The 25,647-nt window shown below is 64.4% G+C and carries 27 protein-coding genes and 2 tRNA genes; 26 read left to right on the top strand and 3 right to left on the bottom strand.

Going from position 1 to position 25,647, the window contains the following annotated elements; all coding sequences use genetic code 11:
- Window positions 1-104 precede the first annotated feature (104 nt).
- The 8 genes from AB8841_RS20755 to AB8841_RS20720 all read left to right on the top strand — a co-directional run bounded on the left by AB8841_RS20755 (window position 105) and on the right by AB8841_RS20720 (window position 8,198).
- A tRNA-Leu gene (locus AB8841_RS20755) sits at window positions 105-189 on the top strand.
- A gap of 109 nt (window positions 190-298) precedes the next feature.
- Entirely contained in the window at window positions 299-1,696 is a 1,398-nt protein-coding gene (gene tig, locus AB8841_RS20750; RefSeq protein ID WP_370437694.1) for a trigger factor, read from the top strand.
- A 79-nt stretch (window positions 1,697-1,775) separates the two neighbouring features.
- Entirely contained in the window at window positions 1,776-2,408 is a 633-nt protein-coding gene (locus tag AB8841_RS20745; RefSeq protein WP_370437693.1) for an ATP-dependent Clp protease proteolytic subunit, read from the top strand.
- 223 nt (window positions 2,409-2,631) lie between these two features.
- On the top strand, window positions 2,632-3,897 hold the full coding sequence (gene clpX / locus AB8841_RS20740; protein WP_370437692.1) for an ATP-dependent Clp protease ATP-binding subunit ClpX: 1,266 nt from the start codon (window positions 2,632-2,634) through the stop codon (window positions 3,895-3,897).
- A gap of 228 nt (window positions 3,898-4,125) precedes the next feature.
- On the top strand, window positions 4,126-6,552 hold the full coding sequence (gene lon / locus AB8841_RS20735; protein WP_370437691.1) for an endopeptidase La: 2,427 nt from the start codon (window positions 4,126-4,128) through the stop codon (window positions 6,550-6,552).
- Window positions 6,553-6,749: 197 nt separating this feature from the next.
- Window positions 6,750-7,028, top strand: a complete 279-nt coding sequence (locus AB8841_RS20730; RefSeq protein WP_370437690.1) for an HU family DNA-binding protein — start codon at window positions 6,750-6,752, stop codon at window positions 7,026-7,028.
- Between the two features lie 153 nt (window positions 7,029-7,181).
- Window positions 7,182-7,257: transfer RNA gene (locus tag AB8841_RS20725), tRNA-Val, on the top strand.
- 725 nt (window positions 7,258-7,982) lie between these two features.
- Entirely contained in the window at window positions 7,983-8,198 is a 216-nt protein-coding gene (locus tag AB8841_RS20720) for a hypothetical protein (protein ID WP_370437689.1), read from the top strand.
- 191 nt (window positions 8,199-8,389) lie between these two features.
- Here AB8841_RS20720 and AB8841_RS20715 read toward each other — a convergent pair whose 3' ends face one another.
- Complete coding sequence (locus tag AB8841_RS20715) at window positions 8,390-8,698, bottom strand: hypothetical protein (RefSeq protein ID WP_370437688.1); 309 nt, start codon at window positions 8,696-8,698, stop codon at window positions 8,390-8,392.
- A 197-nt stretch (window positions 8,699-8,895) separates the two neighbouring features.
- Here AB8841_RS20715 and AB8841_RS20710 point away from each other — a divergent pair, with 197 nt between their 5' ends.
- On the top strand, window positions 8,896-9,147 hold the full coding sequence (locus AB8841_RS20710) for a hypothetical protein (RefSeq protein WP_370437687.1): 252 nt from the start codon (window positions 8,896-8,898) through the stop codon (window positions 9,145-9,147).
- Between the two features lie 169 nt (window positions 9,148-9,316).
- Here the strand turns inward: AB8841_RS20710 and AB8841_RS20705 are convergent, their stop codons facing one another.
- Together AB8841_RS20705 and AB8841_RS20700 are read right to left on the bottom strand one after the other, a co-directional pair.
- Window positions 9,317-9,766 carry a translation initiation factor 2 gene (locus tag AB8841_RS20705; RefSeq protein WP_370437686.1) on the bottom strand — a complete coding sequence of 150 codons (450 nt, stop codon included), beginning with the start codon at window positions 9,764-9,766 and terminating at the stop codon, window positions 9,317-9,319.
- A gap of 473 nt (window positions 9,767-10,239) precedes the next feature.
- A complete protein-coding gene (locus tag AB8841_RS20700; protein WP_370437685.1) occupies window positions 10,240-11,064 on the bottom strand; it encodes a S24 family peptidase in 825 nt (274 codons plus the stop codon).
- A gap of 87 nt (window positions 11,065-11,151) precedes the next feature.
- Between AB8841_RS20700 and AB8841_RS20695 the strand changes: the two genes are divergently transcribed.
- The 17 genes from AB8841_RS20695 (at window position 11,152) to AB8841_RS20615 (ending at window position 25,628) form a co-directional block, all read left to right on the top strand.
- A complete protein-coding gene (locus AB8841_RS20695; RefSeq protein WP_370437684.1) occupies window positions 11,152-11,442 on the top strand; it encodes a hypothetical protein in 291 nt (96 codons plus the stop codon).
- A complete protein-coding gene (locus AB8841_RS20690) occupies window positions 11,439-12,236 on the top strand; it encodes a hypothetical protein (protein ID WP_370437683.1) in 798 nt (265 codons plus the stop codon). Before AB8841_RS20695 ends, AB8841_RS20690 begins: the two co-directional genes overlap by 4 nt.
- Complete coding sequence (locus AB8841_RS20685; RefSeq protein ID WP_370437682.1) at window positions 12,217-12,702, top strand: hypothetical protein; 486 nt, start codon at window positions 12,217-12,219, stop codon at window positions 12,700-12,702. The genes AB8841_RS20690 and AB8841_RS20685 overlap by 20 nt, the downstream gene beginning before the upstream one ends.
- On the top strand, window positions 12,699-13,313 hold the full coding sequence (locus tag AB8841_RS20680; protein ID WP_370437681.1) for a hypothetical protein: 615 nt from the start codon (window positions 12,699-12,701) through the stop codon (window positions 13,311-13,313). Before AB8841_RS20685 ends, AB8841_RS20680 begins: the two co-directional genes overlap by 4 nt.
- A gap of 437 nt (window positions 13,314-13,750) precedes the next feature.
- Window positions 13,751-14,086, top strand: a complete 336-nt coding sequence (locus tag AB8841_RS20675; RefSeq protein WP_370437680.1) for a hypothetical protein — start codon at window positions 13,751-13,753, stop codon at window positions 14,084-14,086.
- Window positions 14,087-15,496 carry a hypothetical protein gene (locus tag AB8841_RS20670; RefSeq protein WP_370437679.1) on the top strand — a complete coding sequence of 470 codons (1,410 nt, stop codon included), beginning with the start codon at window positions 14,087-14,089 and terminating at the stop codon, window positions 15,494-15,496.
- Entirely contained in the window at window positions 15,496-15,906 is a 411-nt protein-coding gene (locus AB8841_RS20665) for a hypothetical protein (RefSeq protein WP_370437678.1), read from the top strand. Before AB8841_RS20670 ends, AB8841_RS20665 begins: the two co-directional genes overlap by 1 nt.
- Window positions 15,899-16,180: a hypothetical protein gene (locus tag AB8841_RS20660; protein ID WP_370437677.1), complete on the top strand. Its 282-nt coding sequence runs from the start codon at window positions 15,899-15,901 to the stop codon at window positions 16,178-16,180. Before AB8841_RS20665 ends, AB8841_RS20660 begins: the two co-directional genes overlap by 8 nt.
- Window positions 16,161-17,465 carry a PBSX family phage terminase large subunit gene (locus AB8841_RS20655; protein WP_370437676.1) on the top strand — a complete coding sequence of 435 codons (1,305 nt, stop codon included), beginning with the start codon at window positions 16,161-16,163 and terminating at the stop codon, window positions 17,463-17,465. The genes AB8841_RS20660 and AB8841_RS20655 overlap by 20 nt, the downstream gene beginning before the upstream one ends.
- Window positions 17,462-19,567 carry a portal protein gene (locus tag AB8841_RS20650; protein ID WP_370437675.1) on the top strand — a complete coding sequence of 702 codons (2,106 nt, stop codon included), beginning with the start codon at window positions 17,462-17,464 and terminating at the stop codon, window positions 19,565-19,567. The genes AB8841_RS20655 and AB8841_RS20650 overlap by 4 nt, the downstream gene beginning before the upstream one ends.
- Window positions 19,568-19,646: 79 nt before the next feature.
- Window positions 19,647-20,504, top strand: a complete 858-nt coding sequence (locus AB8841_RS20645; RefSeq protein ID WP_370437674.1) for a hypothetical protein — start codon at window positions 19,647-19,649, stop codon at window positions 20,502-20,504.
- A gap of 19 nt (window positions 20,505-20,523) precedes the next feature.
- Window positions 20,524-21,756 (top strand): P22 phage major capsid protein family protein, encoded by a 1,233-nt coding sequence (locus AB8841_RS20640; protein ID WP_370437673.1) that lies wholly within the window; start codon window positions 20,524-20,526, stop codon window positions 21,754-21,756.
- A 176-nt stretch (window positions 21,757-21,932) separates the two neighbouring features.
- Window positions 21,933-22,286, top strand: coding sequence for a hypothetical protein (locus AB8841_RS20635; protein WP_370437672.1), 354 nt, complete (start codon window positions 21,933-21,935; stop codon window positions 22,284-22,286).
- Window positions 22,286-23,683, top strand: coding sequence for a hypothetical protein (locus tag AB8841_RS20630; protein WP_370437671.1), 1,398 nt, complete (start codon window positions 22,286-22,288; stop codon window positions 23,681-23,683). The genes AB8841_RS20635 and AB8841_RS20630 overlap by 1 nt, the downstream gene beginning before the upstream one ends.
- Complete coding sequence (locus AB8841_RS20625; protein ID WP_370437670.1) at window positions 23,683-23,829, top strand: hypothetical protein; 147 nt, start codon at window positions 23,683-23,685, stop codon at window positions 23,827-23,829. The genes AB8841_RS20630 and AB8841_RS20625 overlap by 1 nt, the downstream gene beginning before the upstream one ends.
- Before the next feature lie 12 nt (window positions 23,830-23,841).
- On the top strand, window positions 23,842-24,744 hold the full coding sequence (locus AB8841_RS20620; protein ID WP_370437669.1) for a hypothetical protein: 903 nt from the start codon (window positions 23,842-23,844) through the stop codon (window positions 24,742-24,744).
- Window positions 24,744-25,628 (top strand): transglycosylase SLT domain-containing protein, encoded by an 885-nt coding sequence (locus AB8841_RS20615; protein ID WP_370437668.1) that lies wholly within the window; start codon window positions 24,744-24,746, stop codon window positions 25,626-25,628. Before AB8841_RS20620 ends, AB8841_RS20615 begins: the two co-directional genes overlap by 1 nt.
- The last annotated feature ends 19 nt before the right edge of the window (window positions 25,629-25,647 follow it).

Below are 25,647 nucleotides of genomic sequence, written 5' to 3'. Positions count from 1 at the left end.
TGGTTGCTTTGCGCTTGCGCGCTAACTTTTTTAATGCATGCCTCTCCAAGCATGGTATAGAGCCGCGTCCCGGAAGAGGGGCGCGTATATCGTGCTACTCCCATGCGGGCGTGGCGGAACTGGTAGACGCACTGGATTTAGGTTCCAGCGACGCAAGTCGTGGGGGTTCGACTCCCTCCGCCCGCACCAATCATCGGGATTGGGTCCGGAGGCTCCTGGCGCCTGGTTGACGACAGCGAATGTCGCATCGGCCGGAGCCAGATATCAATTTTGCGTGTGAATGAAGGCGAATAGAACAATGCAGGTGACGGAAACACTGTCCCAAGGCTTGAAGCGAGAGTTCAAGGTCGTGCTCCCGGCCACCGAGTTGGAGCAGCGCCTGAACAGCGAGCTGGACAACATCAAGGATCGCGTGCGGCTCAACGGCTTCCGCCCCGGCAAGGTGCCGGTCGCCCACCTGCGCAAGGTCTATGGCCGCTCCGTGATGTCCGACGTTCTCCAGAACGCCGTCAACGAGGCCAACCGCAAGATTGTCGAGGACAACGGCCTGAAGCTCGCCCATGAGCCGCAGATCCAGTTCCCCGAGGACAAGGACACGATCGAGAAGGCCATGGACGCCAAGGGCGATCTCGCCTTCACGGTCGCCCTCGAAGTCCTGCCGGACTTCGAGCTGGCCGATCTGTCGGACGTGAGCGTCAAGAAGCCGGTGGTCGAGGTTTCCGAGACGGAAATCAACGAGTCGCTCGAGCGCATGGCCAAGCAGAACCGCTCCTTCGAGACGAAGGAAGGCGCGGCCGCCGACGGCGACCGTGTCCTGGTGGACTTCGTGGGCCGAATCGACGGCACCGAGTTCGAAGGCGGCAACGGCCAGGACATCCACGTTGAGCTGGGCTCCAACACCTTCATCCCGGGCTTCGAGGAGCAGCTCATCGGCCTGAAGGCCGGCGACACCAAGCTCGTGAAGGTCAAGTTCCCCGAGAACTACCTGGCCGCTCACCTGGCCGGCAAGGATGCCGAGTTCGACGTGACCGTGAAGGACGTCGAGGCTCCCGGCGAGCTGAAGATCGACGACGAGATGGCCAAGGGCTTCGGCATGGAGTCCCTGGACAAGCTCAAGGAAGCGATCGGCGACGCCATCAAGCGCGATTTCGACGCTCAGTCCCGCCGCAAGGTGAAGAAGGAGCTCCTGGACGCTCTTGACGCCAAGTACAGCTTCGAGCTGCCCCCGTCCCTGGTCGAGCAGGAATTCGCTGCCGTTTGGTCGCAGGTCGAGGCCGACATGAAGTCGAATGGCCGCACCTTCGCCGACGAGGACACGACGGAAGAGCAGGCCAAGGCCGATTACCGCAAGATCGCCGAGCGTCGCGTGCGCCTCGGGTTGGTCCTTGCGCAGATCGGTGAGAAGTCCGATATCAAGATCTCCGACGACGAGGTGACTCAGGCCCTCATCGAGCGGGTCCGCCAGTATCCCGGCCAGGAGCGGCAGGTCTGGGAGTTCTACCAAAAGAACCCGCAGGCCCTAGCTGAAATCCGGGCTCCTCTGTTCGAGGAGAAAGTCGTCGACCAGATCCTGTCCCAGGTGAAGGTGAACGAGGAGACGGTTTCCAAGGAAGCCCTCTTCAGCGACGATGAGGCCGAAGGGTCCGATTCCGAGCCGAAGGGTAAGGGCGGTCAGAAAGCCAGCAAGGGCGAGTAACGCTTCATCTCGAGCGTCTCGCAGCTTGCATCAATCAGACGGCCGCGCATTCCGCGCGGCCGATTTGGAGCAGTGAGACATGAGAGATCCGGTAGCGCTCTATAACAACACGCTCGTTCCCATGGTGGTCGAGCAGTCGAACCGCGGCGAGCGCGCCTTCGACATCTATTCGCGCCTCCTGCGCGAACGGATTATCTTCCTGACGGGTCCGGTCGAAGACTATTCGGCGTCGCTCATCGTGGCGCAGTTGCTGTTCCTCGAAGCCGAGAACCCGAAGAAGGAGATTTCCTTCTACATCAACTCTCCCGGCGGCGTCGTGACCTCGGGCCTGTCGATCTACGACACGATGCAGTTCATCCGCTGCCCGGTTTCGACCCTCTGCGTCGGCCAGGCCGCCTCGATGGGCTCGCTCCTGCTGACCGCCGGCGAGAAGGGCATGCGCTTCGCGCTCCCCAATGCCCGGATCATGGTCCACCAGCCGTCCGGCGGCTATCAGGGTCAGGTCACCGACATCATGATCCACGCCCGCGAGAGCGAGGCCCTCAAGCGCCGGCTCAATGAGATCTACGTTAACCATACGAGCCGGAACTACGAGGAAATCGAGCGAGCGCTCGAGCGCGACAACTTCATGACCGCCGAGGCAGCCCGGGAATTCGGCCTGATCGACCAGGTCATCGAGAAGCGTCCCGAGCCGGCGGCAACCCCGACCTAATCCCTAAAACCTGGGGAAGAATTCTCCCCAGGTGCGTCTTTTTAACCTGTAATCCCGTTTCTGTTGATCGCGCGCCCGGCCCGTGATTGCATGTGGATTCGGGAGGGAGGCGATTTGACGTGAAAATCCTCAGCGTCGGAACCTTTCATTAGCTCCGGCGCTCATAACTTACAGGGTGCAGGGCCGGCACAGAGCCGTCCCGGCACGAATTGGAGATGTGATAATGACCAAGGCTGGCGGCAACGACTCCAAGAGCACGCTGTACTGCTCCTTCTGCGGCAAGAGCCAGCACGAGGTTCGCAAGCTGATCGCTGGCCCGACGGTTTTCATCTGCGATGAATGCGTCGAGCTCTGCATGGACATCATCCGCGAGGAGTCGAAATCGTCTCTCGTGAAGTCCCGGGATGGCGTGCCCACCCCGAAGGAAATCAGCCGCGTTCTGGACGATTACGTGATCGGCCAGGAGCACGCCAAGAAGGTGCTCTCGGTGGCGGTCCACAACCATTACAAGCGTCTGGCCCACGCCACGAAGCACAACGACGTGGAGCTGGCGAAGTCCAACATCCTGCTGATCGGTCCGACCGGCTCGGGCAAGACGCTGCTCGCGCAGACGCTCGCCCGGATCCTGGACGTGCCCTTCACCATGGCCGATGCCACGACCCTTACGGAAGCCGGCTATGTGGGCGAGGACGTCGAGAACATCATTCTGAAGCTGCTCCAGGCCTCCGACTACAATGTCGAGCGGGCGCAGCGCGGCATCGTCTATATCGACGAGATCGACAAGATCTCCCGCAAGTCCGACAACCCGTCGATCACCCGCGACGTGTCGGGCGAGGGCGTGCAGCAGGCCCTTTTGAAGATCATGGAGGGCACCGTGGCCTCCGTGCCTCCGCAGGGCGGCCGCAAGCACCCGCAGCAGGAATTCCTGCAGGTGGACACGACCAACATCCTGTTCATCTGCGGCGGCGCCTTCGCGGGCCTCGAGCGGATCATCGCCGGCCGCGGCAAGGGCACGTCCATCGGCTTCGGCGCCACGGTGAGCTCGCCGGACGACCGCCGGACGGGCGAGATCTTCCGCGAGGTCGAGCCTGAGGATCTCCTGAAATTCGGCCTCATCCCCGAGTTCGTCGGCCGTCTTCCGGTCCTGGCGACGCTCGAGGATCTCGACGAGGAGGCCCTGAAGAAGATCCTCCAGGAGCCGAAGAACGCGCTGGTGAAGCAGTATCAGCGTCTCTTCGAGATGGAGAACGTGCAGCTGACCTTCCAGGAGGAGGCCATGTCGCTCATCGCCCGCAAGGCGATCGAGCGGAAGACGGGCGCCCGCGGCCTGCGCTCCATCATGGAGGGTATCCTGCTGGAGACCATGTACGACCTCCCCGGCCTCGACTCGGTCGAGCAGGTGGTCATCGGCCCGGAAGTGGTGGAGGGCAAGGCCAAGCCGCTCTTCATCCACGGCGACCGGGCCGAGCAGACCAGCGCGAGCGCCTGAGGCGCTTCCGGGGACTTCCATGAACGGCGGCGTTGCGGGCACGGTTCTTGAAACACTGCATCCGCAACGCCACATAATTTCTTGCGCGGTGGTCGTCCGCTCATCCCCGAGGGGTGGCCCCGCGTACCGGATGCAGCCCATAACAAAAGCCTGAGCATTCCGGTATCCCGTCCGAGAACCAGCTTAATTCAAGGGGCGCTCCGGACGCAGACATAAGGATGTTGTCTCATGACACAGTCGAAGCCTCGTCAGCCTGTCATCCCGGGCTCGACCGGAACCTATGCGGTTCTGCCTCTGCGCGATATCGTCGTCTTCCCGCATATGATCGTGCCGCTCTTCGTCGGCCGCGAGAAGTCGATCCGTGCGCTCGAGGAGGTGGTCAAGAACGACCGTCACATCCTGCTGGCGACGCAGATCGATGCGACGGACGATGATCCTGCTGCGGATGCGATCTACAAGGTCGGCACCCTGGCCAACGTGCTTCAGCTCCTGAAGCTGCCCGACGGCACCGTGAAAGTGCTGGTCGAAGGCGCGAGCCGCGCCCAGGTGAAGGCCTATACCCGCACGGAAGAATTCTACGAGGCCGAAGCCGAAGTGCTTCCGGATGCCCTCGGCGACCAGATCGAGGCCGAGGCCCTGGCCCGCTCGGTGGTGGCCGAGTTCGAGAACTATGTGAAGCTCAACAAGAAGGTCTCGCCCGAGGTCGTCTCGGCCGTCACCCAGATCGACGAGCCCGCGAAGCTCGCCGACACCATCGCTTCGCACCTCGCCATCAAGATCGCCGACAAGCAGGCGATCCTTGAGACGCCGACCGTCGCCCAGCGCCTGGAGAAGGTGCTCGGCATGATGGAGAGCGAGATCTCCGTCCTGCAGGTCGAGAAGCGCATCCGGACCCGCGTGAAGCGGCAGATGGAGAAGACGCAGCGCGAGTACTACCTCAACGAGCAGATGAAGGCGATCCAGAAGGAGCTCGGCGACGACGAGGGTCGCGACGAGCTGGCCGAGCTCGAGGAGAAGATCGAAAAGACCAAGTTCACGAAGGAAGCCCGCGAAAAGGCGATGGGCGAGCTGAAGAAGCTGCGCCAGATGTCGCCCATGTCCGCGGAAGCGACCGTCGTGCGCAACTATCTCGACTGGCTGCTCGGCATTCCGTGGGGCCGCCGCTCGAAGATGAAGAAGGACCTGAAGGCCGCCCAGGATACCCTGGATTCGGATCACTACGGCCTCGACAAGGTCAAGGAGCGGATCGTCGAGTACCTGGCCGTGCAGCAGCGCGCCAACAAGCTCACGGGCCCGATCCTCTGCCTCGTCGGACCTCCCGGCGTCGGCAAGACCTCGCTGGGCAAGTCGATCGCCAAGGCGACGGGCCGCGAGTTCGTGCGCATGTCGCTCGGCGGCGTCCGTGACGAGTCGGAGATCCGCGGCCACCGTCGGACCTATATCGGCTCGATGCCCGGCAAGATCATCCAGTCGATGCGCAAGGCCAAGACCTCCAACCCGCTCATCCTGCTCGACGAGATCGACAAGATGGGCATGGACTTCCGCGGCGATCCCTCGGCGGCCCTTCTGGAGGTTCTCGACCCCGAGCAGAACAACTCGTTCAACGACCATTACCTGGAGGTCGATTACGACCTCTCCAACGTGATGTTCGTCACGACGGCCAACACGCTCAACATTCCCGGTCCGCTTCTCGACCGCATGGAAGTGATCCGCATCGCGGGTTACACCGAGGAGGAGAAGGCCGAGATCGCGCGGACGCACCTGATCCCGTCGTCCACGCAGAAGCATGGCCTGCAGCCGAAGGAGTGGAAGATCGACGACGATGCTCTGCTCATGCTGATCCGCCGCTACACCCGCGAGGCGGGCGTGCGTAACCTCGAGCGCGAGATCAACAATCTCGTCCGCAAGGCGGTGAAGGAGATTCTTCTCTCCAAGGTGCCGTCCGTCGAGGTCACCACGGCCAACCTGCCGGACTTCCTTGGTCCCCCGCGCTTCCGCTACGGCGAGGCCGAGACGGAGGATTCGGTCGGCACCGTCACGGGTCTTGCCTGGACCGAGGTGGGCGGCGAACTGCTCACCATCGAAGGCATCGGCATGCCGGGCAAGGGCAAGATGACCGTCACGGGCAACCTGCGTGACGTGATGAAGGAATCGATCTCGGCGGCGGCATCCTATGTCCGCTCCCGCGCGGTTGCCTTCGGGGTCGAGCCGCCGCTGTTCGACCGCCGCGACATCCACGTGCACGTGCCGGAAGGCGCGACGCCGAAGGATGGTCCGTCCGCCGGCATCGCCATGGCGACGGCGATCGTCTCCGTCGTGACCGGGATTCCGGTGCGCCGCGACATCGCCATGACGGGCGAGGTCACGCTGCGGGGCAGGGTGCTGCCCATCGGCGGGTTGAAGGAGAAGCTCCTCGCGGCTCTCCGCGGCGGCATCAAGAAGGTCTTGATCCCCGAGGAGAACGCCAAGGATCTGGTCGAAATCCCGGCGAGCGTGAAGAACGGCCTCGAGATCGTGCCGGTCTCCACCATGGATCAGGTGCTCCAGCAGGCCCTCGTGCGCATGCCCGAGCCGATCGAATGGGACGAGGCTTCGGTGCTCAAGGGTCCGAAACCCGCCGTCGAGGAGGACGGAGCAGGCGTCGTCGCCCACTAAACAATCGACGTAACGTCACGTGAAAACAGGCCCCCGGATGGCGAATCCGGGGGCTTTTTTTGGTGCGAAACGACAGAAAGTGGCCCATTTCCGGCGCTTTAGGGCTTGCCTACGGACTAGCTTTGCGCCACACGAGTGCTCCCTGAAGCGGTGATACTTCATAACCTGCGATCGCCGCGATCACTGGAGGATATGATATGAACAAAGGCGAGCTCGTTGCAGCCGTCGCCGACAAGGTCGGTCTTACGCGTGGCCAGGCTGGTGAGGCGATCGACGCCGCCATCGAGGCGATCACGGGCGCTCTGAAGCAGGGCGACGAGGTGAAGATCGTCGGCTTCGGTACGTTCGTGGTGACCAACCGCGCGGCCGGCGAGGCCCGCAACCCGCGCACCGGCGAGAAGGTGGCGGTTCCGGCGTCCAAGACGCCGAAGTTCCGCGCCGGCGCGGGCCTGAAGGACGCCGTCAACGCGAAGTAAGCGCATTTAACGCCGCTTTCGCTTGCATAGAAGGCCAACGGCGCTTGCGTTGTTGGCCTTCTCTTTTTATGTCAGTCGCATCGGGGCTGGAAACATTCGCAGCTTCTGGTATGACGCATGTTCCTTCGGAGACCGATTCCGAAGGCAACGCGAGGGCGGTTAGCTCAGCTGGTAGAGCATCGGTTTTACACACCGCAGGTCGGGGGTTCGATCCCCTCACCGCCCACCATCTTTCCTTGTCATGTCATGCGGAAACCGTCGGCATCGCGGTCCTCCTCGGCGGGACTGTCGCGGTGCTTCGCGGATCTCCTGTCGCTCCCCAAATCACCGAGCGCATCGAGCGAGTAAGTGGACTCCACTTCCCGCGTCCGATGCTCCAGGCTGATCCCTGGACCTCATCGACGCCGTTTTTGCTGGTCAAGAGCGGCGCGGCGCTCCCAGTAGCGGGATCTCTTGCCCCAAGAGCATGATCGAGCTCCGTTCTGCAAACGCCTGAGGAATTCCGGAGCATTGCCGGACGAGTGGGCGGAGAGGGGTTGAGGTGGAACGCCGCACCCTGCAACAAGCCCATGGGGCAATCGTTGAAGCTCATTCCTCCCGAGACCGCTCCTGTGACTCGCCCGCTCCACGACGTGTGGAGCGGGCCCTTTCGTCGTGCATGGTCAAGACATTGCCGAAAGAGCGCGAGCGAAACGGCAAGAGCCGATCCGGACCATCCCTGAGCGCACGGCTCGTTTCCCTTGTCGTGAGGATGACTACTCCTTGAATGGCGCATCGTTCATTGCGGACCCGAAGGGCCGCGTCAGCGAATACCGGGTCCACTTTTCCGCACGATGCTCTCTTCTTTGAGCAGCGCATCGTTCATTGCGGAAAACCGGGTCCACTTTTCCGCACGATGCGCTAGACTCGCCGACGCTGATGGTCTTCAGCGACAGCCAGACAGGCAGGTTTTACATGAGTTGGGATCTTGAACTGCTGATGCTCGATGGCGCGCTCGGCGGAACATTGGTCGGCAGCCTCTTCGAACTCGGCGAGGCATATTTCGATCTTCCGGGCGGGGTCGAACCGCCCATGCATTTCATGGCGGAGATCGCGGCTGTCAGCGTTGCCGGAGCGGTGCTTTGCGCTCTCGTGGCGACCTGCCTGAAACGCCTTAATCCGGGATCGTGAACTCGCGCCATGGTGCCCGTTTCCTCGATCCGGCACGAGGGAGATCTCGAGCCTCGGGCTTGTCCCAATGCCTCTCCATCGATGCCGGTGAAGACCAGCGCGCACGGCGCGCGATCGCAGCTGCAGGCGAGGGGGGATTGTCCGCCGCGAATGTAATCCCGCATAAATCGGCGCGAAGGATGAGGAAGGCCTCATGCACGGCTGCATGTGTCAGCCTGAAGGGCGGGGTGAAGGTGGACGACCTGAGCGATGGGCTCGTCCATGGCATCGGCGACAGCCGATAGAACCATCGCATAATCGCGGGCTTCCCGAGACCACAGGGCCATCCGCTGTTCGTCGGCACCGAGAATGTCGGCCCAAGGGACGCGGGCGATCTCTTCGCATGCGGCGGTCAGGGCGTGGCTGGTATTGGCGCTCCTGCACGGACGATGGCGGAGTTGCTCGGCATCGTGGGACGCGACGAGAGCGAGGAATTGCTCCTGGTTTCGCTTCAGATCCATGTGCCTCACCCCCTCACCGGACGAGCTGGAGGCTAAGTAGGTTAAATCCGACAGTCAAGGCGGAGTCCGGATGGGTGCGCGACTCGTTTCCGACTATAATTCCGACGAGACGCGACGTGCTGTGGAAAACCGGATCCGACTCGACTCTCCGCCAGGCCTTCGGCAACATCGGAACATAACGGGAACGCAAGGAGGCCATGGACGTGAAGCGCCATGTGAGTGAGCTGCGGCAGGCGAAAGCGCTGGACATCTTCTGTGAGGATTGCGGGAGCGCACGGCGCTTCCAGAGGCGCCATCTTCTGGAGTTGGATATGGGGGGCTTCACGAGCTTCCAGCAGCTCGCCGCCAAGCTCGTCTGCAGGCATTGCCGGGAGCGGAAAGGGCAGGGGCACAATGTCACCCTCAGGCCGCGCTGGTTCTCCCATCCGCGGATGACGGTACGGCATTAGCGCATCGTGCGAGACAGTGGACCCGGTTTTTCGCAAGAACGATGCGCTCTTTCCAAGAAGGAAGCATCGAATTCGATCCCAAAAGGACAGATCCACCTCCCGCGCCCGAGGCTCCAGGCAACAAAAAAGCCCCGGCGTCTGGCCGGGGCTGTCATTCAGGACGCCAACTTTACGAGGTCGGCGGAGCTTCCTCCTTGACGGGGCCGCGAACGGGACGCTTGCCGGGCTTCCCCCGAAGGGTAAGGGGTTCCAGATTGGCTGAGACTGGATTTGGATAGTGCTCCAGGGTCGAGCCGGTAGCGGCATCGACGCCCATCCCGATAAGCCCGCCAATGAGCACATTGCCCGCAAAGCCCGCAGCTCCACTGCCGGCCACGCGGGTCTGAACCATCACATCCTGGCTTTTGTAGCCCTCCTTGGAGAAGGTGGCCACGAACTCCGACTTACGGTTCACCTCGAGCGTGCAAGGCGTCGTCGGGCAAGTGAGCCCAGTCGATGTCCTCATGGCCGCCGGCGGGTCGGAATCGAAGGTAAGCTGTTCGGTTGTGCCACGCGTGACGGTGGCGCAGGCTCCAAGAGAGATCGTGCCCGCAACGATGGCGAGAAGAGAAATGCGCATATTGGCCCCCAGCCAACTCGGTTAAAGAATGGCAAATTGCCATCTTGGGGGCACGCTAAATTGCTAAGCTGGCAATGCAATCTCGACTTTGGACTTGTTGATAGTCCAGAGCAGCGTGCGAAGAAGTGGGAGCCGGTACTTCGCGAAGAGCGATGCATTGTCCTATTGTGGGAGCATCACTCTCGCCGTGCCCGGCCCTGAGCCGGGCGTCCACGGCTTTGGCATGTTTTTCCGCAAAATCGGTTCCCGCTTCCCGCGTTCGATGCTCAGGCGCGCCGTGCGACGAACGGGACCCGGATTTTCGCAAGAACGGTGCGCTCACCGAGACGGGAGCATCGGAGGGAAGCCCAAAGGTGGATTCCACTCTTCACGTCCGATGCCGTGGAGCACCTTTCGGAAAAGTGGATCGGGTTCGCCCTCAACAATGCGGCTGAGTCAAAGACGAGCGCTGTTGCCGAACACGAACCTCACTGTCAGACCCCGAGAAGCTCATCGTAGGGGATGACCCGGTGAAGGCTCTTCACGTCCTGGAGGTCGAATTCCAGCTCCTTGGGCGGGTTGAACTGGGACACGATCAGCTTGGTCGAGGTCTTCCGCACCAGGCGCTTGATGAAGCCCTTGCCGGGATCGCCATGGTCGGAGCCGTGGAGTTCGATCACGACGTAATCCGTGGGCCGGGGCGTCCGGTGGGGGTCCACGTAGAGCCGCTCGCCCTCCTCGAATCTCGGCGCCATGCTGTCGTTGCGGACATAGAGGACATAGACGTCCTTGCGGCTGGCGATGCCCGGCGGCCGCGGCGCGTAGTCGATGGTTTCCCCGTTGAAGCGGAAATCCCCGTCATCGTTGCCGCCGCCGACCGCCGTGCCGTAGACCGGGACGCTCCTTGGCCCGCCAAAACCCCGGAAATTCGGGACATCCTCCGCCCTGGCGAGGTCCGTGTTGGGTTCCGGGGGCGGGGGGCGCAGGGACGGCTCCTCGAAGTGCCGAAGGGCCGGCTCCTCGAAGTACTGATACGGTCTCGCCTCGACGGGCGCCATGGGGCCGGAGTCGGGATCTCTGCCCCTGATCTCCGCTCCGGCGCGAGATGGATCGTTCGTTCGGGCCGTCAGGTACTCGATGGTGGTCTCGAGGGCGGCCGCCAGCTGCTCCAGCTTGTCCGCTCGGACCGACTTCTTTTTCCCCTCGGTAATGTCGCGAATGTAATTGCGCTCGAGCTTCGCCGATGTGGCGGCCTCGACCGGTCCCTTGTTGATCGCGACGAGACGGGCGGAAACCCGCTTCTGGAGTTCTTCCATCATATCGGATTTATCCGATGAGTCGGCCCGGAATGCGAGCCTGTTGTTTCCGATTGACATAGTCGGAATTAACCTACTATTGTGCCCTCCATGGAACATGAGGTTCGTCATCGCCTGAAAGCCCGTGCCGCGTCGTCCTCAGAAGGATGGCGCAAGGCCGCGCAAAGGTTCGCGAAGGCTGCGGTGCGGGTGCAGGACGGCGCGGCTCAGGGAGCCTGCAGCCTCCTGATCGTGGCGGGGCGCCCCAACCACCGAAGGCGCGACATCGACGATCCCGTCGAGCCCCTCTCGGATGCCGTCGTTCACGGCGGCGCCATCGCCGACGCCATCGCCGACGACAGCGTTCGCGTCGCCATCACGCCGGCCGGAGCGCGCGCATGAGCAACGATTGGTTCCGCTCATGGCATGGCGCTCCCACCGACAACAAGTGGCTGGTGATCGCCCGCAAGGCCGGGACATCGCCGGCCGTCGTCTCGGCCATCGTATGGGCGCTCCTCGACCATGCCAGCCAGTCGGACGAGCGCGGCTCCATAGCGGGCTTCGACGTGGAAACCTACGCGGCGTTCTCGGGCCTGGAGGAGGCGGAGATCCAGAGCGTCATCGGCGCCCTGACGCACAAGGACATCATCGGTCCCGACGGCGGGTTCAAGAACTGGAACCGGCGCCAGCCCAAACGCGAAGACGGTTCGGCCGACCGCTCCAGAGAGTGGAGGGACCGGCGGCGAGCGGGAGCCGAGCGCGCGCGAACGCAAGCGAACGCGGATGAACGCCCAGATAAGAGAAGAGAAGAGGCGGATATGACCTTAGCTGACGCTAAGGACGCTGCCGCGTCGGAGCCCGCCGACGTTTCCGGCCAGGTCGTTCTTCATCCCAAGTACACCGACGCCGTTCACGAGCTCTTCGGCGAGGGCGTGCCGGCCCTGGTGAGCCTTGGCGTCCCCGAAAGGCAGGCGCGGTCCATGATCGGATCCTGGCGCAAGCAGGCCCGCGAGGACTGCAAGGCCGTTCTCGGGGCCATCATTCACGCCCGCGACCAGCGCGTCTCCGACCCGATCCCCTACGTCACAGCATCCTTGAAAACGAGGGAACGCCATGAGCAGCCTTCCAACACATCGGACCTCGCAAGCGCCTTCGACCGTTTCGACGAGCGGTTCGATGCTTTGGGAGGGTCTTGACCGCGTGGTGCGCGACACGGCGCGAAGCCGTGTGGATCTGACCCGGATCGATCTTGCGTCGTGTCACGCCGTCATCCGCCTCGAGCAGGAGCTGGAGGGACCGCCCGTTCCTCCGAAGATCGCCGCGAGATACGGGAAGTTCATCACCGGGTGCTACCGGGCCCGCGACTTCGTCGATGCGGACACGTTCGCGACGGCGCTCGTCGCCACGCTCGTGCAGCATCCCGAGGCCGTCGTTTCGATGGCCTCCGATCCGATCCACGGCATCCCCCGCAAGTTCAAGTTCGTCCCGGCCATTTCCGAGGTGGCCGATGAGCTGGAAGCCATCACGGCGCGCATCAGGCTGGCGGCCCAGGGCGCCCGCCGCGCGCTGGCCGTCGGCGCCGTCCACCCGAAGGGCGGCGCCGAGAACGACCTCGGGCCATCGAGCCCTCGATCCATGAGATGTGTGGAGGAAGACGCATGACGCTGTTTTGCGGCCGCAAGGCAGGGAGGCCCCGCAAGCAGGGGGTCCCTCGCAACGTCAAGGGGGCGATCGCCTACGGGCACCGCTCCGCAACGGAAGATTCCGATGCCGTCCGCCGGACGGCGGAGGAAGCGCGCATCAGGCAACTATGGGGTGTCGACGTGTGGCTGAAGGAACGGCGCAGCGAAAAGACACTCGCCGAAGCCCGCAAGAGAGCGGGCGATCCGCTCCTGGGTTATGCGCTCGGGCGGTTTCTCTACGCCAGGGAGATCGACCAGAAGCAGCACGATGCGGGAATGTATTTCGCATGGCTCTGGAAAGCCAATGCGAAGATCCGCGGCTGGCCTTCCCCGAACGTGAAGGCCCTGGATTACGACGCGTCGTTTCCCGGCCTCTCCACCTATCCCGAAAGCTCGGACGCCTATGTCGCCGAGATCCGCCGCAAGTGGGGGGACACCTATCGCTACATCCTCCAGGCTCAACAGGATTTCGGGCCCGTGTTCGAGATCCTGAAGCGGACGCTTTTGGAAGATGTCGGGCCGCGGAACGCGTCCGAGCTGGGCAACCTTCGCATCGGGCTGAACGCGATCAACCAGGCGAGGGGTGTTTGAAACCTTCATCGTCATGGCCGCACGTGTTGCGGCCATCCACGTCTTCAGAAACCGTAACCCCATCAAGACATGGATCCCCGCGACAAGCCCGTGCATGGCGAGGACAGTATCGCGGGCCGCACGATTCCCTCGCGCACCGTCGAAGACACATACCGCTTGACAACCCGCGCGGGCGCGCGTACAAGCGAATTTAATGCAGGGTACGAAAATGTGCCTGACGATGATTTGAGGCTCGCTTCGGCGGGCCTTTTTTGTTGCCTGGAGCCGATCCGATCCACTGAATTCCGCTTGATGCAGCGGCTCGTTGGCCCTCCCTGTCCGTGAGCCGGGTGCATGTCGATGGATCGATCCGATGCTCCCACTATCGAACAGCGCATCGTTCTTGCGAAAAACCGGATCCACTTTTTCGCACGACGCACTAACGACGAGAGAGACCCATGAGCCTTGATGTTTTCTGTCCCGCGGACGGCGTGTGCACGGTTGCGCTCGCGGTCGCCACCAGCTCGCAGGCGGTCGCGCTGATCGATCCCAAGACCGGCAACGACGACCGCTATTACCGTGTCGCCGTGACCGGCAGCGACCCCGCCATCATCGCTTTCGGAAAATCCGGCATCGCCGTGACCGCTCCAGCGAACGGCGCGCCCGCCAACGGCATCACGATCCCGGCGGGCGGCGTCGAGATCTTTCGCCGCGACTGCGCGACCACCCATCTGGCGGCCTTGTGCCGCTCCGGGTCCACGGAAGTCGAAGTCACCACCGGCAGGGGTGTCTGAATGCTGCGTCGTGGTGTCGGCCGCCGCAACCTCTCCAGGAGCATCGGGCTTCCGTTCTTCGGAGCGCCCGGTTCCGTCCTGGACATGGACTTCCGGCAGAACCGCTATTTCGGCCGCACGCTCGCCGACATGGAATGCGCCCGCGTGTCCGGGGCCTATACGGAAACGCCGACCGGCGATTACGTCTATCACACGGACCATGTTGCGCGCCGCACCGGCAACGGCCTCTTGTCGGAATCCATCCGGACCAACGTCATCTCCAATTCCTGGGCGATCGGCGCGGCCGTGGGAAATCCCGGCACGCTCCCGGCCGGATGGGCCGCGATCGTGCCGGCCGGAACCGCGCTCTCCGTCGAGGGCAAGGGAATCGACAAGGGCCTTCCTTACGTCGATCTGCGCCTGAGGGGCACGGCCACCGGCGGCAGCTTCCGGCTCCAGTTCAATCCCGCCGGCGAAGCCGTCGCTCCCGGTCAAAATTGGGTCGGCTCCTTCTTCCTGCAGGCCCTGGAGGTGAAGGGCCTGACGGATCTGCGGGCGTCCATCCGAAAGCAGAACGGTTCCGGCATTTTCATAGGCGATACCGTCAATGGCAACATCCTGAGCGCCGCGGCCAGTTGGGGGCGTTTTGCCACGTCCAATCCGACGACTCTCGGCGATGCCAAGTTTTTCTTCGGCCTCTTCGGGCCGCAGAATTTTACCGGCGGGGTCGTGCTCGATGAGCTGCTGCGGGTCAGCCTGCCGCAATTCGAGCAGTGGGACCCGACCATCGTTCCGTCCGCTCCCGTGATGACCTCCTCGCCGATCCGGACGGAGGAAGGCGCGGCGGCGCGGGGCGGCGAAGTGCTGCGCGTGCCGGTTTCGGGCCTCGGGCTCGACACCGCGCTCACCTGCGTGGTGATCGCGCGGACCTCCCGCATGAGCCGCAACTACGGAACCTATGTGGAGTTCAACAACTGGTTCACGCCTGGATCCATGGACGTGATCGCGCTGCGCAACAACGGCAACACCACCAAGATGATCATGGATGTGACCACGGACGACAATACCAACCCGGTCGTTCCCGAATACACCATCCCGGCCCGCAACACCCGGTTCTGCGCCGCTTTCGCGTTCACGGGCAACGACCTGGCCTGGAGCCTCAACGGCCAGGCCATCAAGGCCGTGACGTCCACCGTTCCGTTCGAGGACGGCGGTTATCGATGGCTCAATTTCGGCGGCACCTGGGGCGGCGTGCATCAGTCGGAAAACTTCATCGAGCGCGTGATCGTCTATAGCGGCCGCAAGTCGAATGCCGAGCTCGTGGCCCTGTCGAACCTGGGCACGTGGGGCTTGAGCGCGGTGACGTGGGACGACGAGGACGGCGAAGTGGTGTCCGAGGTGGTGTCCGAGGTGGTGTCATGGGGCGACTGATGTTCGACTATATCCGCATGTTCGAGGACGAGGCGGCGGCGATCGCGGCCTGTCCCGACTATGGCCGGATCAACGAGGCCGGGACCTGGGAATGGTCGGCCGTGCATGTGCTGCCCGTGACCCTGACGGACGAGGCCGGCGACCCTGTGCCGGGCTTTGCCCTCATGGTTTCGACCGAAACCTCCGACGACGATCTGGCGGCCGTGTCCACGCTGGAACTGAGCCGGGCGCTCGGGCCTTCCGCCACGACGCTGATGGATTGCGTTTCGCGATCCGACGCGGCGTTCACGACCACGGTGGCGTTCTTCGCGCCCGTGTGGCTGGGCGCCGAATATCCGGGAGCTTCAGGGAAACGCTCGTCAAAGCCGCTCGTCGATCAAGATCTCAATCGGAGTGAGGCAGATGGCTAAGGGTCATAAGACCGAAGGCCGCCGAAAGAGCTCCCGCGACAAGACCACGGTGATCGCCAAGGAGGTGATCGCCCTCGCGGCCGAGCGCCTCGGCGGCGTCGAACGGATCGTCGCGTGGGCCGGGGAGGATGAGCGGAACGAGCGCACCTTCTGGGCCACGATCTATCCCAAGCTGCTGCCCCTGCAGGTGGCGGGCGATCCGCAGAACCCGCTGCAGGCCGTGACCCGCATCGAGCTTGTCGCCGGACCATCCCATGGCGACGGTCCGGATTAAGCTCCCACCGAAGCTCGTTCCGGTCTTTACGGGCGAGGCCGACGTGAGAGGGGCCTATGGCGGTCGCGGATCCGCCAAGACGCGCTCCTTCGCCAAGATGTCGGCGGTCCGGGCATACGTGTGGAGCCGGGCGGGGCGGGAGGGGATCATCCTCTGCGCGCGCCAGTTCATGAACGCGCTGGACGATTCCTCGCTCGAGGAGATCAAGGCGGCCATTCGCTCCGAGCCCTGGCTCGAAGCGCATTTCGAGATCGGCGAAAAATACGTCAGGACCCGGGACGGGCGCATCGCCTACAAGTTCGCCGGCCTCGACCGCAACATCGACAGCATCAAGTCGAAGGCCCGCATCCTGCTGTGCTGGGTGGACGAGGCCGAGCCGGTCACGGAAGAGGCGTGGACGAAGCTGATCCCGACCATCCGCGAGGAGGATTCCGAGCTCTGGGTGACGTGGAACCCGGAGCGCAAGACCAGCGCCACGCACAAGCGCTTCCGGGAGAAGCCGCCGCTCGGCTCCAAGATCGTCGCGATGAACTACACGGACAATCCGTGGTTTCCGAAGGTGCTGGACAAGAAGCGTCTGGATGACCGGGAGAACAGGCCCGATCACTATGCCCATATCTGGGAGGGCGATTTCGTGAGCGTGTACGAGGGCGCCTATTACGCCGGGCCGATCACCCGGATGAAGCATGAGGGGCGCCTGGGCCGCGTCTGTGCCGACCCCTTGATGACCTGTCGGGCCATCTGGGACATCGGCGGAACGGGCGCCAAGGCCGATGCCTGCGCGATCTGGATCGCGCAGTTCGTGGGACGCGAGATCCGGGTTCTGGATTACTACGAGGCCAAGGGCCAGCCGCTCGCCACGCATGTAAACTGGCTGCGGGAGAAGGGCTACGCCAAGGCTTTGTGCGTCCTCCCGCATGACGGGGCGAGCAACGACAAGGTCTATGACGTTTCGTACGAGAGCGCCCTGAAGGACGCGGGCTTCGCCGTGGAGGTGATCCCCAACCAGGGCAAGGGCGCCGCCATGAACCGCATCGAGGCGGCGCGGCGGCTGTTCCCGTCGATCTGGATGAACGAGGCGACGACGGAGCACGGGCTTGTGGCCCTTGGTGCCTATCACGCCAAGAAGGACGACAAGCGAGACATCGATCTGGGACCCGAGCACGATTGGTCCTCGCACGCGGCGGACGCCTTCGGGCTCATGTGCGCGGTCTACGAGGAGCCCCGCGTGCGGCGGGAGAAGACACCGAAGATCCGCCGGACGGGCGGTTGGCAGGCAGCATGATGGCGGATGACAAGATCGAAACGGCGAAGGACAGCGAGCCCGATGGAGCCGACTTCATGAAGGAGGCGCGCGACCGCTACGAGCGCGGCCTCCAGCGTGAACGCGACAACATCGACGAGGCCTACGAGGACCTCGCGTTCCGCGTCGGCGAGCAATGGGACGCCGAGGCCAAACGGGCCCGCAAGGACCGCCCATGCCTGACGATCAACCGCATCCCGCAATTCGTCCGCCAGGTCACGGGCGACATGCGCCAGATGAGGCCCGCCATCAGGGTCGTTCCCGTCGACGCCCGAGGCGACCCGGAGACGGCGGAAACCCAGGCCGGGATGATCCGCTACATTGAGAACCGCTCCGATGCGCCCGCGGCGTATTTCCAGGCGGCGGACAGCCAGGTCGCGGCGGGTGCCGGCGCGTGGCGCGTGCTGACGGAATACGCGGACGACTCGACGTTCAACCAGGAGATCCGCATCGCTCCCGTCGAGGATCCGATCGCGATCGTCTGGGATCCCGACGCCGTTCAGCCCACGCGCGAGGACGCGCAGTTCTGCTTCGTCCCCGTGGATATGAGCCGCGCCGCCTTCGAGGCGAAGTACCCCGGCGCGAGCCAGGAGAGCTTCCAGGGCACGCAGCACACGGCGACCTTCAGCGGCTGGTTCGCCGACGATTACGTCCGGGTGGCCGAGTACTGGTACAAGAAGCCCGCCACGCGCCTGCTGCTGCAGATGCCCGACGGCGCGGTGGACGACCTGACCGATGCGAGCCCCGAGGACATCCGGCAGGCGCAGGAGATCGTCGCCTTCATCGAGGCCCGCGGCGAGTTCGCCCGCCTGGAGAGGCGGGACAGCTACGTCGTCTGCCGCGCCGTGATTTCGGCCTCCGAGGTGCTCGAAGACTCGACCGAATGGCCGGGGCGCTACATCCCGATCGTGCCGGTCTGGGGCGAGGAGATCCGCATCGGCCGCAGGATCGTCCGCCACGGGGTCGTGCGCTACGCCAAGGACCCGCAGCGGATGTACAACTACTTCCGCTCGGCGCAGACCGAAATCGTGGCGCTTCAGCCCAAGGCCCCGTTCATCGGGACGGAGAAGCAGTTCGAGCAATACCAGGACATCTGGGAGACGGCGAACACGGTCAACCACCCGTATCTCGTCTACGCGCCGGACGGCAATGCGCCGCCTCCGTCCCGGGTGCAGCCGCCGGTTTCGTCTCAGGGCGTCGACGCGGGCGTCGCGCTCGCCGCGGAGGACATGAAAGCCGTCACGGGCATCTATGACGCCTCGCTCGGCAACAGGTCCAACGAGAGCAGCGGCAGGGCCATCCTGGCGCGCCAGCAGGAAGGCGACACCGGCACATACGTCTATATCGACAATTTCGCCCGCGCCATTCGCCACACCGGCAAGATCCTGATCGATCTTATCCCGAAGGTCTACGACACCGCCCGCACGATCCGCATTCTCGGCGAGGACGGAAAGGTGGACGTGGTGGAGATCAACCAGCCGTTCGGGATGGATGAGGGCGGGAAACCGATCATCAAGAACGACGTGACGGTCGGGGCCTATGACGTGGTCCTGGAAATGGGCCCGAGCTACAACACCAAGCGCCGGGAGGCCAAGGACGGCATGACGGCGTTCATCCAGTCGGCTCCGGGCGCGGCGCCGCTGATCCTCGACCTGATCGCGAAAGCGCAGGACTGGCCGAACGCGACGGAAATCGCGGAGCGGCTGGAGGTGATGCTGCCCCCACCCGTGAAGGCGCTCAAAGCCGAGAAGGAGGGCAAGCCCCTGCCTCCCGAGATGCAGCCGCCCCAGCCGGGCCCGATGGATGAATTGGAACTCCAGGCGAAGCAGGCCGATGTCGAGGCCAAGAAGGCGCAGGCCCGCAAAGCCATCGCGGAAGCCGACAAGGCGGAAATCGAGCTGTTCCAGGCGCAGGCGATTATGGGACCCGGCGTGATGCAGCCGGGCGGCCCACCGCCTGCGCCTCCGCTCGAGCCCATGCTGCCGTCGCCTCAACCGGCGATGCCAGAGATGATGCCGCAACAGCCACCTTCGGGTGGCTCTTTGGTTGGCCTCGAGACACCGGAGCAAGCGCCTCCGGTCTGAGCTTCACGCAGGCAGTCGCATGACGCGGTTGCCGCGATGATGAACGCCGCCTTCGGGCGGCTTTTTCTTTGTGAGACCCATGAATATCGAGGATGACAACCTGACCGCCGCGCAGGCCACCGAACGTGCGCCCGCCGAAAGCGAAGCGTCTGAGGCCCAATCCGAGGACACGACCACGGACGAGGCCGATACGGAGACGGATCGAGACACCGAGGCCGAGCGAGGCGAGGGTGACGATCACGACGAGGGTTCCGACGAGGACAGGCCTAAGAAACCCTCCCGCTATCAGCGCCTCAAGCGCGATCGGGAGCGCCTTGCCGCCGAAAATGCCGAACTGCGCCGCCGCGTTCTCGCCGGCAGCCCCGAGGCAACGGATCGGGCAGGGATCGACGGGCTTGTGGAGGCCGAAATCGGCCCGCCTCCGCAGGAAAAGGACTTCTCCGACTATCTCGCCTTCGAGCGGGCGCTGACGGCCTACGAGACCGAAAAGCGCATCGTCACGCGGGAGGTCAGGAGGAACGTCCAGGCGAGCCGGATCACGCAGCAGGACAGCTATCGTGAACTGGTCGAGGACTTCAGGGATCATTACGAGGCTGCCGCGCAGCAGATCCCGGAAATCCGCAAGGCGGCTCTGCCGCCGATCACCCCCGTCGTCGAGGACCTGATTCTCCGCGCCGGAGAAAAGGGGCCCTTGATCGCCTACCATCTCTCCAAGAACCCGGCCAAGGCCGCCGATCTGAACGCGATGAGTCCTGTGGAGGCAGCCCGCGCCGTCGGACGTCTCGAGGCCACGCTCTCTCTGCCGAAACCCAACAAGACCACCCGAACCGCTCCCCCTCTGACGCCTGTCAGGGGCGGCGGCTCAGCGCCCCTCGATGCATCCAGGATGAGCATGGAGGAATACGCGGAAGCGCGCCGCAAAGGGCGGATTCTTTGACCCGAAAGGAAAGCCTTGAATGGCCAATACGACACTGACGGCTGACATCATCGCCAAAGAGGCCTTGATGATCCTCGACAACGAACTCGTCATGGCGAAGCAGGTGTTTCGCGGCTACGAGAACGAGTTCGACAAGAAGGTGAACGGCTACGAGGTGGGCGAAACCATCTCGATCCGCCGCCCGACCGACTTCACGGTCCGCGACGGCGCGGTCGCGTCCGCGCAGGACGTGGTGGAGGGCAAGACCACCATCACGGTCGACAAGCGCAAGGGCGTGGACTTCAAGTTCACCTCCCAGGACCTGACCCTGAAGATCTCGGACCTCTCCGAGCGGGTGATCAAGCCCGCCATGGTGCAGCTCGCCAACCAGGTCGACCGCGACGTGATGGCCCTTTACGCGGACGTCCCCAACTGGGTCGGCACGCCCGGGCAGACCATCAACGCCTATACGGACTTCGCAAAGGCTCCCGAGCGCCTCGACGAGCTCGCCGTGCCGTCCGAGCGCAGCGCGATCCTGTCGCCGGCCGATCACTGGGGCCTGCTCGGCTCCCAGACCGCTCTCTACATGCAGGACGTGGCGAAGGCGGCCTATCGCAAGGGCTCGCTCGGCGAGATCGGCGGCGTCGATACCTACATGAGCCAGAACGTCCTGACCCACACGGTCGGCGCTTATGGCGGCACGCCGCTGATCAAGGGCGCGAACCAGGTCTCGGCCTATGCGTCGGTCAAGGACACGATGACGCAAACCCTTCTGACGGACGGATGGACGAACGCCACTTCCGTCCTGAGGACGGGCGACGTGTTCACCATCGCCAATGTCTATGACGTGAACCCGGTTACGAAGGCCACGCTGCCCTTCCTGAAGATGTTCACCGTCAAGACGGATGCCACGTCGGACGGCTCGGGCAACAAGAGCCTGACGATCCATCCGGCGATCATCCCCACCGGCGCGTTCAAGAACGTGTCCGCGGCTCCCGCCGACAATGCCGCCATTTCGGTGATGGGTTCGGCCTCGACCGGCTACCGCCAGAACCTGGTGTTCAACAGGAACGCCTTCGCGCTCGTGTCGGTGCCGCTCGTCAGCCCGCCCGGCGCGGTGGACGTGGCGCGCCAGTCCTACAAGGGCCTCTCCGTCCGCGTGATCCCGGTCTATGACGGCATCAACGACGAGAGCCTGTGGCGCCTGGACATCCTCTACGGCGCCAAAACGCTCGATCCGCGCCTCGCCACCCGCGCGTCGGGCACGCCGTAATTAACGAGGGAGGGCCATGGCGCCCTCCCTTTTCATGTCAGGTGACCGAATGAGCGAAGAGCCGATACCGACCTGGGGATACCACCCCACCCAAGAGCCGAAGATTTTTCACCTCAGGCAGGGCGAGGACCTTCCGAAGGGATGGGCCGACACGCCAGCCGCATGGGTAAAGCGCGATGAAGACCAAGGACGATCTGATCGACGAGACGCTGCAGGCCCTGGGAGCCCTGGGGGTGGGACAGGCGCCAAGCGCGGAAGACCGCCAGGACGTGGAAAGCCGCATTCAGCCCCTGCTGGCTGACCTGGCGGCCCGCCGGGTGATCTACGTCGCCGATGCCGACGCCATCGACGAGGCGCCCTTTCCCTATCTGGTTCTCGTCCTGGCCGAGCATTGCGCGGCGAAATTCGGCCGGGCCATGGACGCCAATGCGGTGACCTACGGCGAGGATCGTCTGCGCACGATCTCCAGGATCGGCAAGGGCACGGGACAATCCTTGACGATCGACCCTGCCTTGCGGAGGCGTTGCTGATGGTTGCAATTCCCTTTCCGCGCTCTTCGCTGCCGGGTCAATCGGCACAAGAGGGGCAGGGCCGGCTCGTCAACGCCTTCGTCGACAAGGACGGGGACCTGTTCGTCTGGCGCCGCTCGCCGGGACTCGTCGCGTTCACGGACGCGGCCTTGAGCGGACCGCGCGGATTTCTGGAAGTCGCCGGGTTCCTGTACGGGGCTTGGGACGACACGGCCGCCATCGTGGATGCCGGCGGCGGCGTCACCGTGCTGGACGGGGTCCTCACGGGCGGCAAGCCCGTCACCTGGGCGCGCAACAACGCGCCGACGCCCGACGTGGCCGTCGTGACCGAGGAGGGGGTCTTCGTCGTTTCGACGACGACGGTTTCATCCTATCCGGACGGCGACCTGCCGCAAGCGAACAGCGTCAGCTTCCTGGACGGGTTCTTCCTGTTCACGATCGCGGACGGGCGGATCTACGCGTCCGATCTCAACGCGCCCGCCGTCGATGCCCTGAGCTTCGCCAAGGCCGAGGCGAAGCCCGATGGATTGCTGCGGGGCGTCGTCTCCGGTCAGTATTTCTACGCCTTCGGGCCGTCCTCGTTCGAGCGATGGCGCAATGTGGGGACGTCTCCGTTCCCGCTGGCGCGCGACGGCGTCGTGCCGGTCGGCATCGCGGGGCCCTGGGCCATCGCGGGATACGAGGACGGCTGGGACGGCAACCCGATCTTCGTTGCTTCCGACAGCACCGTGCGCGAGCTCAACGGCTTCCAGGCCAATGTGATCTCGACGCGATACATCGAGCGGATCATTGCGGCCGTGCCGGACAAGACGCAGCTTCATGCCACGGTCTATGTGGTGGGCGGCCATGCCTATTGGTCGCTCAGCTCGCCCGAATGGACCTGGGTCTACGACATCACCGCCCAGGCCTGGCACGAACGCAGATCCTACGGGCTGGAGAATTGGCGCTATCGCCATGCCGTCAAGGCGTTCGACCGCTGGATCGTCGGAGACACGCACTCCACCAGCCTCCTCACCATCACCGAACAATCCCTGACGGAGGATGGAAGCCCGCTCGCGGCCGTGATCGAGAGCGGTCCGGTCAAGCAGTTCCCGGCGCGCGTGGCCGTCAAGGCCGCGTGGTTCGACTTCGTGGTGGGGCAGGGCGATGCCCGCAGCGCCAGCATTCCGGAGAACGACCCGCAGGTCGCCATCCAGTGGTCGCATGACGGCGGAGTGACGTGGTCGGACCCGATCCTGCGCAGCCTGGGACGCCAGGGCGAGAGCCGCCGGCAGATTCGCGTCAACAGGCTCGGCCTCACCACGCATCACGGCATCCGGTTCCGTCTCACCGTGTCGGACCCCGTCTATGTCTCGCTGATGGGCGGCGAGGTCGAAGCGGACGCGAGGACGCCCTGATGCCGTTCACCCAGTCACCTCCGCGACTCCCACCGGCGAACGAGCCGGTGATCGATCCCAGGACGGGTCAGATGACGCCCGCCTGGCTCACGTATTTCGACCGTCTGCTGGCCTATCTCAAGGACCTCGCGGCGGCGCTTCCTTAAGGGACGAAAACCATGTTCGGACTCGACAAGCTCACGAGCGGCAAAGACGGGCGTGACGCCGCCAAGGCCATGAGCGACGTGCTCGTGAACACGCGGGACTCGGCGCTTCAAAGCATCGACAGGGGCACGAACCGGGCGGTTGCCGACCTCGGCCGGGCCCGTGACGTGTACCGGGGCGCTCAGCGCAATCAGCTCGACGCGCTCCGGAGCGGCTACGACACCGCGCGAGACTACGGGCAGCGCGCCTACGACGCGTTCACACCCTATACGAATGCGGGCCGGAACGCGTTCAGCCAGTACCAGGACGCCATCGGCATGAACGGCGCCGATGGCCGGACGCGCGCTTTGAGCGCCTTCCAGGCCGGGCCCGGCTATCAGTGGCAGGTGGATCAGGCGAGCGATGCGGCAGCCCGCAAGGCGAGCGCGCTCGGTCTGACCGCATCCGGCAACACGCTCGACGCGATCACGCGGCTCGGATCCAATCTCGCGAACCAGGAATACGGCTCGTATCTGGATCGCCTGAACGGCGTCGCGAAGTTGGGCTACGACGCCACGGGGCAGCAGGCAGGCGCTCTGCGCGACCTCGGCAATCTGGCGACGAATTACGGCACTCAGCGGGCGAACGTGTACGGCCAGACCGCGGGCAACATCGGTCATACCTATGGGCAGCAGGCGGGCTACCGTTACGGGGCCGGGAATACGGGCGGGCAGCTCATCGCCAATATCGGGCAGGGCCTGGCCAACGCGGCATCGCAGAACGAGCTCGCGGGCCAGCAGGCGGCGGCCAATCGCGCGGGGCTTCTCATGAGCGGTCTGCAGCTCGGAGCCAGCGTTCTCGGCGGCGGGTTCGGAGGTGGCATGGGCGGCGGCATGGGCGGCGGCCTCGGCAGCCTCTTCGGCGGAGGAAAAATCTAATGGCGGACAGCTTCGGCCCTCCCATCATCGACTGGTCGCCCATCGCGAGCCTGGGCAAGACTTTCCTCGGCGCCTACGACCAGGCGGCGAGGCGCCGGCAGGAAGCGGAGGCTCGCGGGCCCATCGACCGGACCATGGCGTCCATGGGACAGGGCGCACTGCCGCAGGAGATGCGTTCGATTGCGTCGCTCGGCGAGCTGCCCGCGCAACAGCCCATGCAGAGCAAGGCTCCGACCTTCGCGGCGATGGAGGGCGCCGAGCCCAGCAGGACTCTCGAGGGCATGTTCGGCGAGCGGGAACGGCAATACGCGCTGCCGGCCGGTTATCTGTCCCAGACTGCGGCCATCGAGAGCCAGTTCAACCCGAATGCGCAGAACCCGAACTCGTCGGCAGGCGGGCTGTTCCAGTTTACGGACGGCACCGCAAAGCAATACGGCTTGAGCAACAAGTTCGACCCGGCCGCATCGACCGACGCCGCGGCGCGTCTGGCTGCGGACAACAGGGCGTATCTCTCGAAAGCTCTCGGTCGTGAGCCGACCGCGCACGAGCTGTATCTTGCGCATCAGCAGGGGGCGGGCAGCGCGGCGAAGCTCCTGTCCAATCCGAACGCCCGTGCGGCGGATGTTCTCGGCGCCAAGGCGGTTGCCTTGAACGGCGGCAACGAGACCATGACCGCGGGCGAATTCGCCCAAAAGTGGATGGCGAAGATTGGAGGCGGGAACCCTGCGGATCTTCCGGCGCAAGGGTCTCGGAATGCACAGTTCATGATCCCTGAAGGGGGGCGAGATGCCCACCGCCGCGCAGGCTGCGGCGCAGCGTGTCAAGGCTTCGGAGGCTCCGGGCTCGAATGCCGGGATGATCCCGCTAACGAGCGGCAAGCCTGACGGGCCGACCGAAGGTATG

It is taken from the genome of Microvirga sp. TS319 (genome assembly GCF_041276405.1).
Taxonomy (GTDB): Bacteria; Pseudomonadota; Alphaproteobacteria; order Rhizobiales; family Beijerinckiaceae; genus Microvirga.
The sequence above is the reverse complement of the archived record's forward strand: the minus strand, read 5'-3'. Positions and strand labels throughout refer to the sequence as shown.

What these genes read in the sequence shown, in the direction of transcription:
- AB8841_RS20630 (WP_370437671.1), top strand. Translation starts at nt 22,286, where the DNA reads ATGGTTGCAATTCCCTTTCCGCGCTCTTCGCTGCCGGGTCAATCGGCA.
- clpX (WP_370437692.1), top strand. Translation starts at nt 2,632, where the DNA reads ATGACCAAGGCTGGCGGCAACGACTCCAAGAGCACGCTGTACTGCTCC.
- AB8841_RS20720 (WP_370437689.1), top strand. Translation starts at nt 7,983, where the DNA reads ATGAGTTGGGATCTTGAACTGCTGATGCTCGATGGCGCGCTCGGCGGA.
- AB8841_RS20640 (WP_370437673.1), top strand. Translation starts at nt 20,524, where the DNA reads ATGGCCAATACGACACTGACGGCTGACATCATCGCCAAAGAGGCCTTG.
- AB8841_RS20625 (WP_370437670.1), top strand. Translation starts at nt 23,683, where the DNA reads ATGCCGTTCACCCAGTCACCTCCGCGACTCCCACCGGCGAACGAGCCG.
- AB8841_RS20635 (WP_370437672.1), top strand. Translation starts at nt 21,933, where the DNA reads ATGAAGACCAAGGACGATCTGATCGACGAGACGCTGCAGGCCCTGGGA.
- AB8841_RS20680 (WP_370437681.1), top strand. Translation starts at nt 12,699, where the DNA reads ATGACGCTGTTTTGCGGCCGCAAGGCAGGGAGGCCCCGCAAGCAGGGG.
- tig (WP_370437694.1), top strand. Translation starts at nt 299, where the DNA reads ATGCAGGTGACGGAAACACTGTCCCAAGGCTTGAAGCGAGAGTTCAAG.
- AB8841_RS20745 (WP_370437693.1), top strand. Translation starts at nt 1,776, where the DNA reads ATGAGAGATCCGGTAGCGCTCTATAACAACACGCTCGTTCCCATGGTG.
- AB8841_RS20670 (WP_370437679.1), top strand. Translation starts at nt 14,087, where the DNA reads ATGCTGCGTCGTGGTGTCGGCCGCCGCAACCTCTCCAGGAGCATCGGG.
- AB8841_RS20730 (WP_370437690.1), top strand. Translation starts at nt 6,750, where the DNA reads ATGAACAAAGGCGAGCTCGTTGCAGCCGTCGCCGACAAGGTCGGTCTT.
- AB8841_RS20715 (WP_370437688.1), bottom strand. Translation starts at nt 8,698, where the DNA reads ATGGATCTGAAGCGAAACCAGGAGCAATTCCTCGCTCTCGTCGCGTCC.
- AB8841_RS20615 (WP_370437668.1), top strand. Translation starts at nt 24,744, where the DNA reads ATGGCGGACAGCTTCGGCCCTCCCATCATCGACTGGTCGCCCATCGCG.
- AB8841_RS20655 (WP_370437676.1), top strand. Translation starts at nt 16,161, where the DNA reads ATGGCGACGGTCCGGATTAAGCTCCCACCGAAGCTCGTTCCGGTCTTT.
- AB8841_RS20710 (WP_370437687.1), top strand. Translation starts at nt 8,896, where the DNA reads ATGGACGTGAAGCGCCATGTGAGTGAGCTGCGGCAGGCGAAAGCGCTG.
- lon (WP_370437691.1), top strand. Translation starts at nt 4,126, where the DNA reads ATGACACAGTCGAAGCCTCGTCAGCCTGTCATCCCGGGCTCGACCGGA.
- AB8841_RS20675 (WP_370437680.1), top strand. Translation starts at nt 13,751, where the DNA reads ATGAGCCTTGATGTTTTCTGTCCCGCGGACGGCGTGTGCACGGTTGCG.
- AB8841_RS20695 (WP_370437684.1), top strand. Translation starts at nt 11,152, where the DNA reads ATGGAACATGAGGTTCGTCATCGCCTGAAAGCCCGTGCCGCGTCGTCC.
- AB8841_RS20665 (WP_370437678.1), top strand. Translation starts at nt 15,496, where the DNA reads ATGTTCGACTATATCCGCATGTTCGAGGACGAGGCGGCGGCGATCGCG.
- AB8841_RS20690 (WP_370437683.1), top strand. Translation starts at nt 11,439, where the DNA reads ATGAGCAACGATTGGTTCCGCTCATGGCATGGCGCTCCCACCGACAAC.
- AB8841_RS20620 (WP_370437669.1), top strand. Translation starts at nt 23,842, where the DNA reads ATGTTCGGACTCGACAAGCTCACGAGCGGCAAAGACGGGCGTGACGCC.
- AB8841_RS20705 (WP_370437686.1), bottom strand. Translation starts at nt 9,766, where the DNA reads ATGCGCATTTCTCTTCTCGCCATCGTTGCGGGCACGATCTCTCTTGGA.
- AB8841_RS20650 (WP_370437675.1), top strand. Translation starts at nt 17,462, where the DNA reads ATGATGGCGGATGACAAGATCGAAACGGCGAAGGACAGCGAGCCCGAT.
- AB8841_RS20700 (WP_370437685.1), bottom strand. Translation starts at nt 11,064, where the DNA reads ATGATGGAAGAACTCCAGAAGCGGGTTTCCGCCCGTCTCGTCGCGATC.
- AB8841_RS20685 (WP_370437682.1), top strand. Translation starts at nt 12,217, where the DNA reads ATGCTTTGGGAGGGTCTTGACCGCGTGGTGCGCGACACGGCGCGAAGC.
- AB8841_RS20660 (WP_370437677.1), top strand. Translation starts at nt 15,899, where the DNA reads ATGGCTAAGGGTCATAAGACCGAAGGCCGCCGAAAGAGCTCCCGCGAC.
- AB8841_RS20645 (WP_370437674.1), top strand. Translation starts at nt 19,647, where the DNA reads ATGAATATCGAGGATGACAACCTGACCGCCGCGCAGGCCACCGAACGT.